The sequence below is a fragment of the Paenibacillus sp. plas6 genome, assembly GCF_057221655.1.
The window spans coordinates 617,036-632,908 of sequence record NZ_CM170151.1; the positions used below are offsets into that span (position 1 = coordinate 617,036).

Here is a 15,873-nt window from a genome sequence, read left to right on the forward strand (position 1 = left end):
GGAGTGTTTAATTCGTGCTAAATGAAGAAACGCGCTTTTCCGAAGCTCTTAAATCAATTGCTCGAAATCAACAGTTGAAATCCTATATTCAAAATTCCAAAGAACTTTATCCAATTTTCGCTAAAGGTGCTAAACGATTTGTCGCTGGAGAAACTCGGTTGGAAGGGATAGAACGTGCTAAGGCTCTATATAACAAGGGGTATCGGATTTCATTAGAATTTATAGGCGAAAATACAACATCCGAGGAAGAATGTATCGTTGCTAAAGATGAATTCTTGCAATTAATAAATGATCTCGGAAAAAATCAACTGAAAGCTACCGTATCCTTTGATCTTTCACATATCGGAATGATGATTTCTGATACATTTGCATTGGCTAATTTAGAGCAATTAGCAAAAGAGGCAGAAAAGCATAATATTCAATTAATGATAAGTATGGAAGAATCACAAAAAACATTTAAAATTTTATCGCTATATCAATCGGTTTCAAGTTCATTCGCTAATGTTGGAATTACGTTACAAGTACATTTGCAACGCTCATCTGCTGACCTCAATGAATTATTAAAAACGTCAGGAAGAATACGTCTAGTGAAAGGAGCTTATCAAGAGCCCGCAGGGATAGTTATTCCAAGATCTGAAGAGTTAAATAAGCGGTATATCGAATTTGTATCCATCTGTATCGCTAATGATCACCCATTGTCTATCGCAACACATGATGAACATTTATTGATGGAGCTAAAGGCAAAGGGACTTCTTTCCTCATCCGAATGTAGAAGTTGAAATGTTAGACGGAATTCAAACTGACTTATTAAAATCATTAAAAGACGAAAACATTCCAGCTAAAGTCTATATTACATACGGTAGTGAATGGTACTTATATGTAGTGCATCGTATTGCTGAATATCCTCCGAATATTTTTACTTTTATTTCAGATATTATTGAACAATATTAATATGCCAAAGCACATTACTAAAGTGAACAGTCCTCTATTTTTTAGATACAGCAAAGAGGCTGTTCCAATTTGCATTTAGTAATTTGCTTTTTATTTTAAAGTGTTACTTTAAGAATAACAATGAATAGTTAACCCTGTGCAGCTTTAAGTTTTTTGCTGGCAGTTTCCTTTTTGCCGTGCAGCCAATAATAGAAAATAATCGAAATGACAATAACTACAACCATCCATAGAAAAACTTTTCGATAGCCAATGCTTGGAACAAGTTTACCTAAGCCGTAAGGTCCAAAGCCAAGCCCGAGGTCATATAAAACAAAGAATGTCGATGTTGCTAAGCCCATTCGTTCTCTTGGTGCTGCTTTAACGGCGATCGCTTGTGCTACAGAAGTAAAGTTGCCATAGCCGATCCCGATACAGATTGCTGCAATTATAAATACTAGCGCATTCGTTGCCGAGCTAAATGCAATCATACCAATCGCAAAAATAATTAAACATGGATAAATAATGATGTTAGAACCTCTTGCATCTAACAGCTTACCTGTAATTGGACGAGTTAATATAACAACAGCAGCATAAATTAAAAAGAAATAACTGCCGATTTTTGCTAAGTTAATTTCCACAGTATAAAACGAGATAAAGGATAGTACGCCTGAATAAGCCAGTCCTACAAATAAGGCAATAAATGAAATTGGCAATGCGCTCATTTCTACTAAATTTGACAGTATCCCTTTCTTCTCAGTCGCATTCCTTTTATTCCCCTTTGCAGCTGCACTAAGGGAGGATGGAAACTTAATAAAGAAGAAAATAACGACGACGATAACCGCTAAAATCGCATTAAAAATAAAAATCGCATTAAATCCTGAAAAATTTTCTAATAGAAATAGCCCAAGATATGGACCGATAGCTGTCGCTAAAATATTACTTAAACTAAAATAACCAATTCCTTCTCCGCGTCGATTAACTGGCAAAATTTGCGCAATAATTGTCCCTGTTGCTGTACCTACTAAGCCAACAGCAACGCCTTGCAATAAACGATAAATAAGTAAAAGGGTAATATTAAATGATGCAAAATATAAAAATGTAGATATAACAAAGCCAATTAAGCCGATTAATAGCGTATTTTTACTGCCTATTTTACCGATAAATTGTCCTGCCGCCAGCCGTCCGATTAATGACCCAATAATAAAAATACTTGATGCTAGGCCCGCTGTACTTGTTGAAGCATTAAATTCGCTCACCGCAAATTTTGCAATCGTGACAAGTAACAAAAAATAAACTAGCGTTGCCAAAAAGTTAATTAACGATAAAGTAACAAACTCTTTTGTCCACAATTTTTCTTGTTGTTCCACAAAATTTTCTCCTTAGTTAGTTCATGATGTTGTTTCGAATAATTTGAAAGATTTTTCTCGTGCTATCAATTTCCTCTTGCGATACTCCTTGTAATACATGGGCAAGAAATGGATTAAGATCCTTCCGTATTTGCTCGATTAAATCTCTCCCCTTTGATGAAAGCTGTACCAGCTTTTCACGTTTATCTTTGCCTTGATGAATTTCAACAATCTCCATTACACATAATTTTTTTATTATTTTAGTTAACGCAGGCTTTTCAATATACAGTTCATCAGAGATCTCGCCAAATGTTTTATACTCTGTGGTTTCGAGAATCCGCATAACACGCCAAAAAGAACTAGATAACTGGTGCTTCTCTAATATTTGATTGACATGATAGACAAAGAGGCGATTCGTACGAGTAAACTCATTAAAAAATTCTGTTTCATACTTCATAGTATCCCTCCTCTCTTTCTATCTGAAAGATTGTAATATGAAGTGCGACACCTAAAAAAATAACTCATGACGAATTCGTGTAGAATGAAGTTACCAGACACCACCTACAAGGAGAACTCGTCATGAGCTATACACATCTTACCATAAACGAGCGTACAAAAATAGAAACATTATTACATTTAGGATGGAGTGCAAGAGCCATTGCACAGCAGATCAAGCGCCACCATTCTACGGTTTCTCGTGAAATACAACGCATGAATAACCACTCTTCTACTTATGAGGCTAGCGACGCACAAGCCGATTATCAGCACAAGCGGATGCAAAGTAAACCAAAAGGAAAGTGGAACAAAGACAGAGCACATTACCTTACTCAAACTCTGGCTGCAACATGGTCTCCAGAACAAATTGAAGGTCGAATGAAACAAGACGATCCTGAGCACGCGGTATCCTTTAAGACCATCTATCGCTGGATTTACCAGGGGAAGCTCGTCCAAGGAAACACCATCTTCTTGCGACACAAGGGAAAGCGTAGAAAGCCTCGTGAAAGCAGAGGTCGCTTTAATCTTGGATTATCCATCAGGCAACGTCCAAAAGAAGTGAAGCAACGTGAAACCTTTGGTCATTGGGAGCTTGATACTGTCGTTTCTAGCCGTGGTAAAAGTAAAGGCTGCTTGGCTACCTTTGTCGAACGAAAAACACGCTATTACTACGCTGTAAAAATGCCTGACCGTTCAGCCTTGTCTATGGAGAAAGCTGTTGCTACGGCTTTAGAAGAACTTGCTTTACCTATGTTTACAGCTACCGTTGACCGTGGGAAGGAATTCGCTTGCCATCAAGCATTGTTAGAAGAACACGGCTTGATGGTTTACTTTGCTGATCCTTATTCATCTTGGCAAAGAGGCAGTAACGAAAATGCCAATGGGCTTCTCAGAGAATTCTTTCCTAAGAAGTTCGACTTAAACACGATAGATCAAGCTGAACTTGAATGTGCTTTAGATTTAATCAACCATAGACCACGTAAATGTCTAGGTTGGAAAACTTCTCACGAAGCGATTATGGACGAGTTGTCGCACTTAGCTTGACAATCTATCATCTAAAAAAAGTTAACTTGGTTAACTATTACTTCGAAAAAAATAATTCCAAAAAATTAATCTTCAAAAAAATAATTAACTAAGTTAACTAATTTTATGTAACATCAAGTAGTATAACTGCTTATCACAAAAAAGTAAAGCTTGCGAGCCAATATTATTAAAGTTAACCTTTAATAATATGAACTCGCAAGCTTTGAACTAAAACATTTTATATCCGCCCTTACGCAATGCTCTTATCGTATAGCCGCTTATAATTGCTCCTGCAATTGCACCTATTACAGGGATGAAGTCAATAAATGTATAATTACTAATGACATCAATCAGCTTTTCATCATCGCCGCTCCACGGCGCCCAAAACGCCAAAATAATAATAAGGACAATAAAAAAGTAAGTTGGAAACCATGTTGTTTTGATCAACATATTTACAATAAATCCGATACCAAACGTAATAACCATAAACAGCATAGTTGCTAAAACGATTTGTAACACGATTATAGCCTCCAATCAACTGTTTGAACATTAGCTGTAAATAGTTTAATGAATTAAAGCAACTAAGTCAATTAACCATTAATATTAATGTCACAATCCCGTCATTTGCTCCTTTGACTGCGGTTAGGCTACAATATAAGCATGTTCGTTAGTTATTGATGTGAAAGGAGTTAATAATATAATGAGTGAAGCAGCACAAACACTTGAAGGCTGGTATGCCTTACATGATTTCCGTATGATTGATTGGACTGCATGGAGATTAGCTGACAAGAGCGAGCGCGATAAAGCAATAGATGAACTAAATCAATTTTTAAAAGAATGGAACGCAATAAGTGAAGCCCGTACTGGCAGCACTGTTGTGTACTCTATTGTTGGTCAAAAAGCTGACCTTGTATTTATGCACTTGCGTGAAACATTGGAGGAGCTCAACGAACTTGAAGTTGCCTTCAATAAAACAAGCTTTGCCTCCTATACTTACAGTGTTTACAGCTATGTAAGCGTAGTAGAGCTAAGCAACTACTTAGCTGGCGGCAAAGGCGGCGATCCGATGGAAAATCCTGAGGTTGTAGCTCGCCTAAAACCGTCATTGCCTAACACAAAACATATTTGCTTCTATCCAATGAATAAGCGTCGCAGCGGCAACGATAACTGGTATATGCTTAGTATGGACGAGCGTAAAGCTTTAATGCGCAGCCACGGAATGATTGGACGTTCTTACGCTGGTAAAGTAAAACAAATTATTACAGGCTCTGTTGGCTTTGACAACTGGGAGTGGGGCGTTACATTGTTTGCAGACGATCCGTTACAATTTAAAAAGCTAGTTTATGAAATGCGTTTTGATGAAGTTAGCGCTCGTTATGGGGAGTTCGGTGACTTCTATGTTGGCAATCAGCTTGATGAAGAAAAATGGGCTAAGCTATTGTCAATTTAAACTGCAAATGAGTTAACTTTCCAGTCGCCTTTTAAAGTTGATGCTTCCTAATTTATGTTACGTGTTACATTAACTTTGAAGGCGACTCACAAAAAATAGACTGTCCTGATAGCTCAGAACAGTCTATAGATAACATATATTCTTATATATCCTTATAACGATTAGCTTGGTTAAAATTTATAAATATGAGCCGCTAGTCTTCCTCATCTTCAGCAGCTAATGCAGCAAGTTGAGCTTCCAGCTCGGCTTTGCGTCGTTTTTCCTCCAAATACTCAGCAGTCGCTCTATCACGAGCACGACTCTTTTCTTTCAACCGCTCAATTGCTGGCATAATGAGTATATCGACTTCTTTCTGTATAATGGCTGATAGGTCATAACGCATTTGCGATTCCAGATAGCTTCCTACTTCCATCAGCGCATTGTAGCGATCGAGCTCCTCGCGTGTCAATAATCCTCTAACTTGCACACTGCAATGTCTCATTATAGAAATTTACCCTTTTTTAACACGAGTGGAATACCACCGATAATAAATAAATAACGAATATCAATTAGCTTTTTTAACCAAGCCGCTTTGCGTCCTTTATATTTTTTGCCAAGCGCAATGCCGATTGCTTCGCCTTTTCCGAGTGAAGCTACTGTTCCTTTATTATTAAATTGGAACGGCTTCAAGCTTTGATTGCGAATGGAAGCAACAAGATTATGAGCACACGCTACACCTTGCTGCATTGCCATTTGTGCTGTAGGCGGATAAGGTTTGCCGTCCTCATTAAACATTAAAGAGTTGTCACCAATTACATAAATATGCTCAGTGCCTGGATAACGCAAATATTCATCTACTTTCACGCGTCCGCGCATAGTTTCGAAACCAGCTTCCTCAATTAGACGATTACCGCGAATACCACCTGTCCAAATAACTGTTGCCGACTTAATTTCTTCACCTTCGCCAACAACGACACCTTCTGGTGTACATTCCTTAATCGCTGTACCAAGACGGAATGTAACGCCTTTTTTCGTAAGTACATCCATCGCATACTCCACAAGCTCAGGATCAAAACCTGGCAATGCAGTTGGAGCAGCTTCGATATTATATATTTTCACTAATGTTGGATCAACATCATAATACTTGCATAATTCTGGAATGCGATCAGCTAACTCGCCTACGAATTCAATTCCGGTAAAGCCAGCGCCGCCAACGATAAATGTTAAATAATCTAGGCGATGCGGTTCACGTTTATAGCGCGCAAATTGATATTCAATATGCTCACGAATTAGGCGAACAGAGTTAATGCTGCGAATATTCATCGAATGCTCTGCCAAACCTGGGATACCAAATGTTTCAGGCTCCCCTCCTAAGCTAATAACTAAATAATCGTAAGAAAGAGTGCCATCTTCAAGTATAATCTTTTTATCCTGCGGTCGAATTTGAACAACCGTTGATTTGACAAAATCTATCTTAAATTCGTCAATTAACTTAGATATATTAACCCTTGCATTGTCTGGCTTGTCAGTGCCAGCAGCCGGCATGTGTAAATGAGTTGTAAAGTAATGATAGTCATGTTTATTAACTAGCGTAACATCAGCTTCGTTGTAGTTTAGTTCTTTTTGTAATCTTAATGCGGTTAATATGCCTCCATAGCCTGCCCCGAGAATAACGATTTTCGGTATGTTGCTCATTGTAGAATCCCATCCATTCTTGTCTTTTCTATATAATTGGACCCCATCATAATGGTTTAGTTTCTCTCTCTTATTTTATAAAAATCGCTTAAATACGGATAACTCGCTTGGCTTTTTGCTTCATCCAAATACAGTGTTGTAACTGAGTCCGTTCTATCACGTTATCTGTAAAAAAATAACACAATCATTAACGTTGTGTTATTGATGTTTAATATCAGGATCAAGGCTATTGCCAGCTTTTCATATATACATGAGACATAATACAGATTTTCAAGCATATTTTCAAGGTTATTTTTCACGAAAAAGTTCGGCATCCTGCACAATTTCTTTATCTTTTTTTTGTAAACGATACATTCCTTTATTTCTTAATATTGTCTATAATAAATACGATAGATATTAATTTAAGTTGGAGGTAAATCATGACTAACTCAGTAAGCTCAGCAGAAGCTACAGATATACTAATCATTGGCGGAGGCCCAGCAGGAATGTTTGCTGCATTTTATGGGGGAATGCGCCATGCTTCTGTAAAAATTGTAGAGAGCATGCCTCAACTTGGAGGTCAGCTTGCTGCACTTTACCCAGAAAAATACATTTACGATATTGCAGGTTTTCCAAAAGTAACAGCTCAAGAAGTAGTTGATCGTTTAAAACAACAAATGTCATTGTTCGAGCAAGAAATTTGCCTTGAAGAGAAAGTTGTAAATGTAAAAAAACTTGAAGAACGCTTGTTTGAAGTAACAACAGATAAAGGAGTTCATTATGCTAAGTCCGTAATTATTACGGCCGGTGTTGGTGCATTCTCACCACGTAAACTTGAACTGCCTGAAGCTGAAAAATTCGAAAAAGCAAACCTGCATTACTTTGTTGGTGACTTGCAAAAGTTTAAAGATAGAAGAGTTCTTATCAGTGGCGGCGGTGACTCCGCAGTTGACTGGGCGCTAATGCTTGAACCAATCGCTAAAAGTGTTACTCTTGTTCATCGTCGTGATAAATTTAGAGCGCATGAGCATAGCGTTGCTCAGTTAATGAGTTCATCTGTTAACATTATTACACCAACAGAAATCACTGCTTTACACGGTGAAGATAAGATTACAAGCGTAACGCTAACAGATGTAAAAACTAAGGAAGAGCAAGTGATTGAAGTTGATGATGTTATCGTTAACTTTGGCTTCGTATCTTCACTTGGTCCAATTTCTGAATGGGGCATCGAAATTGAAGGCGGCTCTATAAAAGTAGATACCCGCATGGAAACAAGCATTCCAGGTATTTTCGCTGCTGGTGACATTACGACTTATCCTGGTAAATTAAAACTAATTGCTGTTGGCTTTGGTGAAGCTCCTACTGCGGTTAACAACGCAAAAGTTTATATCGATCCAACTGCTAAACTATCTCCAGGTCATAGCAGTAATATGAAGCTATAAAATATGTAAAAACAAAAAATGGGGGTTGCTCAAGCTAGAACTAGCTCACAGCAACCCCTTCTTTTCTCTCTATCTTATTTATATCGACATTTCTAACCTTGCCCAATATTTATAGGTCAGTATTCTATTATAAATAAACCATATACACTAACTCTATGCTGGCATTCCCTAAGCTGTATTTTGATGTTCAGTCATCTCTGCTTTAGGTAAGTAATCTACTAACCCGCGTCGTTGTAGTTCGAGAATAATAAGCTCAATAAAATCACTATCTACTTCTCTAGCAACAGCTTCGATATACAGTTCCTTCATTTGCTCATCATTCAGTCTATGCACTACAACCCCTCCCAAATATTGGATTACTTCAATACTAGCATTTATTTGTGCTTCCGACAATAGTTGCCATTATTAACAATCGCTTGTGGATAATTTGTGTATTTTATGTGTATATTTGTCAAATTTCCACAAAAAAACAGACTGGATAATGTGGATATAGTTATCCACAAGCGTTCCTATTAATCTTTCAATAAAAAAAATTAATAGATTGTTTTTCTCTATTAAATTAGATTATCAATTTGGATTCGTATTCACTTCAAATATCCATATCTTTCCGTTCTTATCTATTCCAAAGTCAAAGCCTAATCGCGTCAGTCTTGGATATTTAGAAACAAGAATTGACGTAGATAACTCTGTTAATCGTCTAAAGCGTGATTTTGTTGCTGACACTGCCCCGCTTCCTAATGTTCGTGCTATCGCAGTTCCACCTTTAAGCTGCACACCGCCTTGCCTTAAGTTCGTTACTGCTAAACCTCGTTTTGCTTTGCGCCCTACAATCGCTCGATAACGCCAGCGACCATTCTCATATACATATTTCACCCGATAGTCCACAGGACAACCATCAATCGTTAGCAGATCAATTCCTTTTTGAATCATATATTTGCGTTTTTTCATAGAACGCTTTAAGCTATCGAACATTGCTGCATATGAAGCAAATTGATATACTCTATCACGAAAATGATAAGAATATCCATTTGTGTTTCTCTTAACCTGTATAACCCCCGCTCCCCCTGAACCAACAATCGGTTTAACATAAACCATGCCATGCTGCTGAAGCATCAGCAGTAAATTACCATAGCTAAATGTTTTTGATGGCGGAATATGTGAAGCAATTTCAGGATGAGATTGCAGAATCGCCTGCTTTAAAGTTTTGCTTGCTATTTTTTGACCAGTGTGAGTAAACATCCCCCTCGTCTCCTTTCAATTTATCGAGGTACTTTACACTATTAGTCTATGCTAGCTAATCTATTATTCTTGTGTTGTTGACTATTAATAGATTAATAGTCATCGTTATTTCTATCTTGCAATTTACAATAAAAAAGTCAGAATGGATTTTCACAAGAAAGTTCTAAACTACTTCCTTATGAAAAACCATTCTGACTTCGATAATCTCAATTTATTGCTTGGCTTATTTTTGGGTAACTTTCCTACATATACTGTTCGCTGCTATTGTTGCTGTTGCAGCGCTGCTTTCAATTTATCCGCTAAGCTATTGCCTATTCCGCTGTTATCTTTGCTGTATTGCTTTAATAGACGAGCTGTTTCCTTACGGTTAACGGCTGTACTAGCTTTGTCCTCAAGCTTTTCTATCACATTGCAAGGTCTGCACTGTGCGTATTTACCAGCTTTACCTTCATGCAGCTCCATTTTTTTGTGACATTGCGGACAACGTTTATTAATTTTTATTGGCTCAGCCATCCGTTTATAATTACACTCACGACTTGAGCAAACTAACCGTTTGCCCTGTTTGCCCTTAACTTCAAGTAATGGCTCGCCACACTGCGGACAACGTGAACCAGTTAAGTTATGTGGCTTATACTGTTTATCTTCTTGCTTCACTTGAGCAACCCATTGTTCAGCCTGCTTGCGAATATGATTCATAAACTGTTTGGCATCACCACGACCTCTAGCAATATCCTCTAGCTGCTGCTCCCATTTTGCGGTAAGCTCCGGGCTTTTTAGTTCATCCACAACAAGCTCAATCAATTGCTTACCTTTGCCTGTTGGATATAAGCTGTGCCCACGTCGCTCAATTGTTTCCGTAGAAAGCAGTTTTTCGATTATATCTGCACGAGTTGCTGGAGTGCCTAACCCATACTTTTCCATAATCGCAAGCAAAGACGCTTCTGTATAACGTGAAGGAGGAGTAGTCATGCACGACTTCAATTGACAGCTGCGGACAGGGATCTGCTCACCTTGAGATAAAGAAGGGAGAAAGCTAATCTCTTCTTCTGCTTCATCCTGATCGCGTGATAAAGTGTACACTGCTCGCCAGCCCTTCTCTTTTTCCACTCTGCCCTTTGTATAAAAATGCTCATCGTTAATGACCAGCTCAACACTTGTCTCATCATAGCGATACGCCCCGCTAAATAAGGCAAGAAAACGACGTACTATAAGATCATAGAGCTTACGCTCATCGGAGCTTAATGCTTGTAAATTGACTGGCTCATCCGTAGGGATAATCGCATGATGGTCACTAACCTTGCTGTCATCAACAATACGCTTCGTAATTACTAGCGGCTTGCGCAAAATCTCCTTTGCATGCTCACGATATGGACCTACTGCTACACGTTCTAAGCGAAGCTTTAATGTAGAAGCCATATCGCTCGTCAAATAACGGGAATCTGTCCGTGGATACGTAACGAGCTTATGCTGCTCGTATAACTTTTGTAACACATTAGACGTCATCTTTGCCGAGAAGCCTAGCTTTTTGTTAGCATCACGTTGCAATTCCGTTAAATCATACGCAAGCGGATGCGGCTCTTGCTTCTCGCTTGTTTTTATTGCTGCAACCTTTGCGGTTTTCGCATCTTTTACTTTCGCTAGCTGCTGTTCCGCTTGCTCCTTATCCCAAATTCGCCCATCATGCCCACTTTTCATTCTCCAGCTCGCGGTAAAGCCCGTAAGCTGAGCCTGAAGTTGCCAATAAGGCTTAGCTTGAAATTCATTAATTTCACGCTCACGTTCCATTAATAGTGCCAGCGTTGGCGTTTGCACACGACCTGCAGCAAGCTGGGCATTATATTTACACGTTAACGCACGTGTCAAATTTAAGCCAATAAGCCAATCTGCTTCTGCCCGACATACAGCGGAACGATACAAATTATTATATTGTGAGCCTGGTTTTAGCTTGCTAAACCCTTCACGAATCGCTTGATCGGTTTGTGAGGAAATCCATAGACGAAAAAACGGCTTTTTCCAATGAATTAGCTCCATAATCCAACGAGCGACAAGCTCACCTTCTCGTCCTGCATCTGTAGCAATAATAAGATCTTTTAAGTCATTGCGTTTAGCCAGTGCTGCGATCGCTTTGAATTGATGAGCAGTTTGTCGCATTACCTTTATATTCATTCGTTGAGGTAAAAGAGGCAAATCCTCAAGCGCCCAAGTTCTATATTTCTTATCGTAATCCTCCGGCTCTGCCAGCTCGACAAGATGACCAAGCGCCCAAGTTACGACATAGTCTGGTCCTTCAATATAACTTTTCGTTTTCTGTTTGCAACCAAGTACACGTGCAATTTCTTTGGCTACACTCGGTTTTTCAGCTAATACTAACGATTTCATTTTATTAACTCCAATCTAAACATTTGCTTCGACATAGTATTACTATACCAAAAAAGACAGGCTAACATAATGAGATTCGGGCGATTATCTGTGTCAATCTATCGTGCATTCGTATATATTACTGTAGGATTACAACTTCATATAGAAGGTAGTGAATGCAGTGCAGCATGGTTCAGCACGACGAACAACACGACGGCTGCTGGCCATATCAGACATTCATGGGCATCGACAAGGATTGCTTTCTTTACTCGATGCAGCGCAGTATGACGCGAACAAGGATCAGCTTGTTATTTTGGGGGACTTTATAGAAGCTGGGGAACCGGTCACTTGGCATCTCGTTGATACTGTGCATGCACTTGTAGATAAAGGAGCAATCGCCTTGCCTGGCAATCATGAACTTAAATTAGCAACATTGCGAAGGGGAAGTGCAGCACAACGCTTGCGATATTTACGATTTATTCGTTCGCTTCCCACATACTATAAAGCAAACGGATATTTGTTTGTTCATGCAGGAGTAAGACCTGGCCTCCCGCTTAGCTTACATCCTATTCGTGAACTAACAGAAATTCGTGAGTCTTTTACACGCCACCCATTATCAACGTTGCGCGAAAAGCTCGACAGAGACAAGGAAGGTACAGCAGGACAGCGAATCGTATTTGGACACACTCCAACATTTAAGCTTGGAGCAAATCCAGGATCGCTATTTATCGATGAGTGCAGAATCGGAATTGACACTGGTGCAAAGCATGGGTATCGCCTATCACTTGTTGATCTGACGAATAGCTTATGCTACTCCTGCTCAACGACATCTGATTATCGTGCAGGCGATGTGTATGTGTATCACGTACCTGGGTTGCGCAATAGCTAACTACGTTCAGAGCGATTGTTCGTTTGATTGGCCGCTTTCATTACATCACCTCCTCGATCCTAAGGATTACTTTGCAGCTATGCTGGCTCAGTTAGAAGCTGACAGCAGCGTAGCTGCTTTTTGTTGCAGAATATAAAGAAAAAAGCCAGGATACCTGCGATATTAATCCAATGTTCGCAAATATCCCGACTCATTTTTAAGGAGACACTGATCCTCGACGTATACTGGTCAAGTAGCTGCGGCTAGCAATAAAAAAGTAAATTCCTTGCATCACTACATAGATGGCAAAAACGACTAATGAATAGAACATTCCTGTTTCCATAATGACATTTTCCAGCGCAATCATTGCAAATACAGCATGAATAATACCCACTGCACAAGGCAGGAAGAAAATAATGCCAATTTGCGTAACAATAACTTTTTTCATTTCTTTGTACGTAATGCCTATTCGCTTCAACCCTTGAAACATTGAAATATCATCGTCACGTTCAGTGTACAGCTTAAAATAGATGAGCGAACCCGCTGCAACAAAGAACAAGAAGCAAATGAACACCCCAATAAATAAGGTTAATGAAGTATACTGCATAAAATCAAAATAATCTTGGTTTCGTGTATAGTCGACCATCTTAAGAAAATCATTTTTATTAATATCTGTATGTTGAGCAGCGTATGCAGCTAACATTTCAGCGCTCTTTTTCATATTGTTAAAATCTAAGCCATGAATCGTAAAGATTTCAGACTCATCAACTTGCGCTTTAATTTTTTCATATTGCTGATCTGATACAACAACCGTAAAATAGTTCCAATAATAAAAGTAGTTAGTTACTCTTTTTTCTTTAACTTCAGTAACAGGCAGCTCTAGCTGTAAATCACCAATAGCTCCTTTCATGATACCTGAATTAGCTTCCGTTCCATAAGTTACCGCTAACAGCGCAACAGCTTCCTCATTGCTTAACGATAATTGCTCTTTGTCATCAAACAGCTCATTGTATGAAGACTGCGAAAGTAACATCATTGATTGATTTTTGCTTTGATATGTTTGAACTTCAGTTTCTAAGCTGATATTGTACTTTTCTAATTTAATCCCTTGCAGCTGTCCTTCCTTGGTAACCGTTAATCCATACTCCTCAATTAATCCGTCAATCTCACTGCGCTCCAACTGAAATAGCTCTGGCTCACTGCTTTCCACCCAAGCAAGTGCATAAGGAATTTGTTTAAACTGCTGCTTTCCAACCATTTGTAATACATAGATTGCACCCATCGCTGTCATTACAACAGCACTTAACACCGTAATCGTTGACAATACTCTCGCATTATCCTTTATTTTGTAGCCAAGCTGACTAATAATAAGCAAATTCGATTTATTATAGTACAAAGACTTACGTTGTTTAAGTCTGTTTAAGATAACGACACTAAGCTGTGAGTACAATAGAAATGTGCCCAGCACAACGCAAGCAATCGTTGGCAGAGCAACAACGATAAATGTCCCTAAAGTCATCGTCACTGCTAATCCATAGCCTGCTAACAAGCTAATTGTGCCGACAAGAACCTTCCAGACAGAAAATTTCAGTTCGCCTTTTGGCTGCTTATGTGCCTTCAAATGCTCGATGATCTGTCCTTTACCAATCCGAAAGGTAGTATAAATGGTAATAACGAAAAACATCACTAGAAAAACGATAACTGTAACAAGTACCGCTTTTAAAGGTACGGCAAAGCGAATATGCTCTGTTAATCTAAGCAGCGACCCTAACCCCATTAAAAACAGCTTACTAAATAAAATTCCAACACCGATCCCTGCTAAAATCGCGAGTAGTCCGATAATCATATTTTCAATAAATACAAGCTTCCGCAATTGACGTCTGGTCATTCCAAATAAGGAAAATAAGCCAAACTCTTTTTTGCGATTTTTTAAGAAGGAGCTGCTTGAATATAATATAAAGACAGCACTAAAGATTGAAATTAAGTATAAGCAAAATTCCATTCCTTTCGTAACCATCCCTGCCGCAGCAATTACACCATTCTCAACATCAGGATGGACCATAAAAGCATAGTAAATATAAAAAATCGCTACGGAAAACACACTGCTTAAAAAGAATGCACTGTAGGAACGCCAATTAACTCTTATATTTTTAAGCGCGAGGGAACGAAAGGTCATCAAAATCCCCTCCTAGCATGCTTTGCACATCCAAGATTTGTTGGAAAAATACTTGGCGATTTGCTCCGCGATTAATTTCTGTAAACAATTGACCATCCTTAATAAAGATAATTCGTTGACAATAGCTTGCAGAAAACGGATCATGGGTAACCATTAAAATGGTTGCGTTCATTTGCTCATTCATCTGTTTTAATGTATCCATCACGTCTTTAGCAGCTTTCGAGTCAAGATTCCCTGTCAGCTCATCGGCAAGAATTAGCGAAGGTTCATGGATTATCGCTCGAGCAATTGCTGTGCGCTGCTTCTGTCCGCCTGATATTTCATACGTACGCTTATTCAACAAATTTTCAATTTGTAATATTTGAACAATACGCATTAACCGCTTTTCAATTTCTTTTGGCTTCATGCCCTCCATAACGAGCGGTAAAATAATATTTTCTTTTACTGTTAGCGCATCTAACAAATTAAAATCCTGAAATACAAACCCTAATTCTCTGCGACGGAACAGGGCTAATTTATGATCATCTAGCTTAGTAAGATTAACTCCATTAATCTCAATTTCGCCGCTTGTTGGTTTATCGATCGTGGAAAGCAAATTTAGTAATGTCGTTTTCCCGCTTCCAGAAGGTCCCATAACTCCGACAAATTCGCCCTTATCAACCTCTATGTTGACATTTTGCAATGCAGTATATAATACATTTTTTTTCGAACCATATACTTTTCCAAGACCTGTCGTTTTTAATACGCTCATTTTTCTTTTCCCCTTCTCCTTTGTTATAGCTTTATTATAATGAGGGTAAAGGTGGGGAGAAATTGAGGAAGCTTTCAATATACCTTACAGTTTTGTCACGTAGAAGTGAAACCTTACTTATTCATCTTTTATTTCAAGCTGG

Annotated in this window: 14 protein-coding genes and 1 pseudogene; 5 read left to right on the forward strand and 10 right to left on the reverse strand. The window is 38.6% G+C overall.

Annotated elements, in window-relative coordinates; translation table 11 throughout:
• Positions 1 to 14 precede the first annotated feature (14 nt).
• A pseudogene (locus tag AC2TDL_RS02850) lies at positions 15 to 951 on the forward strand (proline dehydrogenase family protein).
• Between the two features lie 128 nt (positions 952 to 1,079).
• Here the strand turns inward: AC2TDL_RS02850 and AC2TDL_RS02855 are convergent.
• Positions 1,080 to 2,297 (reverse strand): MFS transporter, encoded by a 1,218-nt coding sequence (locus tag AC2TDL_RS02855; protein ID WP_484698641.1) that lies wholly within the window; start codon positions 2,295 to 2,297, stop codon positions 1,080 to 1,082.
• 16 nt (positions 2,298 to 2,313) lie between these two features.
• On the reverse strand, positions 2,314 to 2,733 hold the full coding sequence (locus tag AC2TDL_RS02860; protein WP_484698643.1) for a MarR family winged helix-turn-helix transcriptional regulator: 420 nt from the start codon (positions 2,731 to 2,733) through the stop codon (positions 2,314 to 2,316).
• Positions 2,734 to 2,855: 122 nt separating this feature from the next.
• Between AC2TDL_RS02860 and AC2TDL_RS02865 the strand changes: the two genes are divergently transcribed.
• A complete protein-coding gene (locus AC2TDL_RS02865) occupies positions 2,856 to 3,815 on the forward strand; it encodes an IS30 family transposase (RefSeq protein WP_340834498.1) in 960 nt (319 codons plus the stop codon).
• Between the two features lie 207 nt (positions 3,816 to 4,022).
• Here AC2TDL_RS02865 and AC2TDL_RS02870 read toward each other — a convergent pair whose 3' ends face one another.
• Positions 4,023 to 4,313 carry a YuiB family protein gene (locus AC2TDL_RS02870; protein WP_484698644.1) on the reverse strand — a complete coding sequence of 97 codons (291 nt, stop codon included), beginning with the start codon at positions 4,311 to 4,313 and terminating at the stop codon, positions 4,023 to 4,025.
• A gap of 181 nt (positions 4,314 to 4,494) precedes the next feature.
• On the opposite strand from AC2TDL_RS02870, the gene hemQ reads away from it, so the two are divergent.
• On the forward strand, positions 4,495 to 5,244 hold the full coding sequence (gene hemQ / locus AC2TDL_RS02875; RefSeq protein ID WP_484698645.1) for a hydrogen peroxide-dependent heme synthase: 750 nt from the start codon (positions 4,495 to 4,497) through the stop codon (positions 5,242 to 5,244).
• Positions 5,245 to 5,437: 193 nt separating this feature from the next.
• On the opposite strand, the gene AC2TDL_RS02880 is transcribed toward hemQ, so the two are convergent.
• Together AC2TDL_RS02880 and AC2TDL_RS02885 are read right to left on the reverse strand one after the other, a co-directional pair.
• Positions 5,438 to 5,725, reverse strand: a complete 288-nt coding sequence (locus AC2TDL_RS02880; protein WP_484698646.1) for a hypothetical protein — start codon at positions 5,723 to 5,725, stop codon at positions 5,438 to 5,440.
• Entirely contained in the window at positions 5,725 to 6,918 is a 1,194-nt protein-coding gene (locus AC2TDL_RS02885) for an NAD(P)/FAD-dependent oxidoreductase (protein ID WP_484698648.1), read from the reverse strand. The genes AC2TDL_RS02880 and AC2TDL_RS02885 overlap by 1 nt, the downstream gene beginning before the upstream one ends.
• 419 nt (positions 6,919 to 7,337) lie before the next feature.
• Between AC2TDL_RS02885 and AC2TDL_RS02890 the strand changes: the two genes are divergently transcribed.
• Positions 7,338 to 8,339, forward strand: coding sequence for an NAD(P)/FAD-dependent oxidoreductase (locus AC2TDL_RS02890; RefSeq protein WP_484698649.1), 1,002 nt, complete (start codon positions 7,338 to 7,340; stop codon positions 8,337 to 8,339).
• Between the two features lie 168 nt (positions 8,340 to 8,507).
• On the opposite strand, the gene sda is transcribed toward AC2TDL_RS02890, so the two are convergent.
• From sda to AC2TDL_RS02905, 3 genes are all read right to left on the reverse strand, one after another.
• Positions 8,508 to 8,672 carry a sporulation histidine kinase inhibitor Sda gene (sda, locus tag AC2TDL_RS02895; protein WP_484698651.1) on the reverse strand — a complete coding sequence of 55 codons (165 nt, stop codon included), beginning with the start codon at positions 8,670 to 8,672 and terminating at the stop codon, positions 8,508 to 8,510.
• A gap of 234 nt (positions 8,673 to 8,906) precedes the next feature.
• Positions 8,907 to 9,578, reverse strand: a complete 672-nt coding sequence (locus AC2TDL_RS02900) for a YheC/YheD family protein (protein ID WP_484698652.1) — start codon at positions 9,576 to 9,578, stop codon at positions 8,907 to 8,909.
• Positions 9,579 to 9,839: 261 nt separating this feature from the next.
• The gene (locus AC2TDL_RS02905; RefSeq protein WP_484698654.1) at positions 9,840 to 11,957 is read right to left on the reverse strand and encodes a DNA topoisomerase III; all 2,118 of its coding nucleotides are present in this window, start codon (positions 11,955 to 11,957) and stop codon (positions 9,840 to 9,842) included.
• 160 nt (positions 11,958 to 12,117) lie between these two features.
• On the opposite strand from AC2TDL_RS02905, the gene AC2TDL_RS02910 reads away from it, so the two are divergent.
• A complete protein-coding gene (locus AC2TDL_RS02910) occupies positions 12,118 to 12,825 on the forward strand; it encodes a metallophosphoesterase (protein WP_484698656.1) in 708 nt (235 codons plus the stop codon).
• A gap of 196 nt (positions 12,826 to 13,021) precedes the next feature.
• On the opposite strand, the gene AC2TDL_RS02915 is transcribed toward AC2TDL_RS02910, so the two are convergent.
• Together AC2TDL_RS02915 and AC2TDL_RS02920 are read right to left on the reverse strand one after the other, a co-directional pair.
• Complete coding sequence (locus AC2TDL_RS02915; protein ID WP_484698658.1) at positions 13,022 to 14,980, reverse strand: ABC transporter permease; 1,959 nt, start codon at positions 14,978 to 14,980, stop codon at positions 13,022 to 13,024.
• A complete protein-coding gene (locus AC2TDL_RS02920; RefSeq protein ID WP_484698660.1) occupies positions 14,955 to 15,731 on the reverse strand; it encodes an ABC transporter ATP-binding protein in 777 nt (258 codons plus the stop codon). The genes AC2TDL_RS02915 and AC2TDL_RS02920 overlap by 26 nt, the downstream gene beginning before the upstream one ends.
• Positions 15,732 to 15,873: the final 142 nt, after the last annotated feature.

Coding starts and splice junctions, on each gene's coding strand:
- AC2TDL_RS02860 (WP_484698643.1), bottom strand. CDS start 2,733: ATGAAGTATGAAACAGAATTTTTTAATGAGTTTACTCGTACGAATCGC.
- AC2TDL_RS02865 (WP_340834498.1), top strand. CDS start 2,856: ATGAGCTATACACATCTTACCATAAACGAGCGTACAAAAATAGAAACA.
- hemQ (WP_484698645.1), top strand. CDS start 4,495: ATGAGTGAAGCAGCACAAACACTTGAAGGCTGGTATGCCTTACATGAT.
- AC2TDL_RS02880 (WP_484698646.1), bottom strand. CDS start 5,725: ATGAGACATTGCAGTGTGCAAGTTAGAGGATTATTGACACGCGAGGAG.
- AC2TDL_RS02885 (WP_484698648.1), bottom strand. CDS start 6,918: ATGAGCAACATACCGAAAATCGTTATTCTCGGGGCAGGCTATGGAGGC.
- AC2TDL_RS02890 (WP_484698649.1), top strand. CDS start 7,338: ATGACTAACTCAGTAAGCTCAGCAGAAGCTACAGATATACTAATCATT.
- AC2TDL_RS02900 (WP_484698652.1), bottom strand. CDS start 9,578: ATGTTTACTCACACTGGTCAAAAAATAGCAAGCAAAACTTTAAAGCAG.
- AC2TDL_RS02905 (WP_484698654.1), bottom strand. CDS start 11,957: ATGAAATCGTTAGTATTAGCTGAAAAACCGAGTGTAGCCAAAGAAATT.
- AC2TDL_RS02915 (WP_484698658.1), bottom strand. CDS start 14,980: ATGACCTTTCGTTCCCTCGCGCTTAAAAATATAAGAGTTAATTGGCGT.
- AC2TDL_RS02920 (WP_484698660.1), bottom strand. CDS start 15,731: ATGAGCGTATTAAAAACGACAGGTCTTGGAAAAGTATATGGTTCGAAA.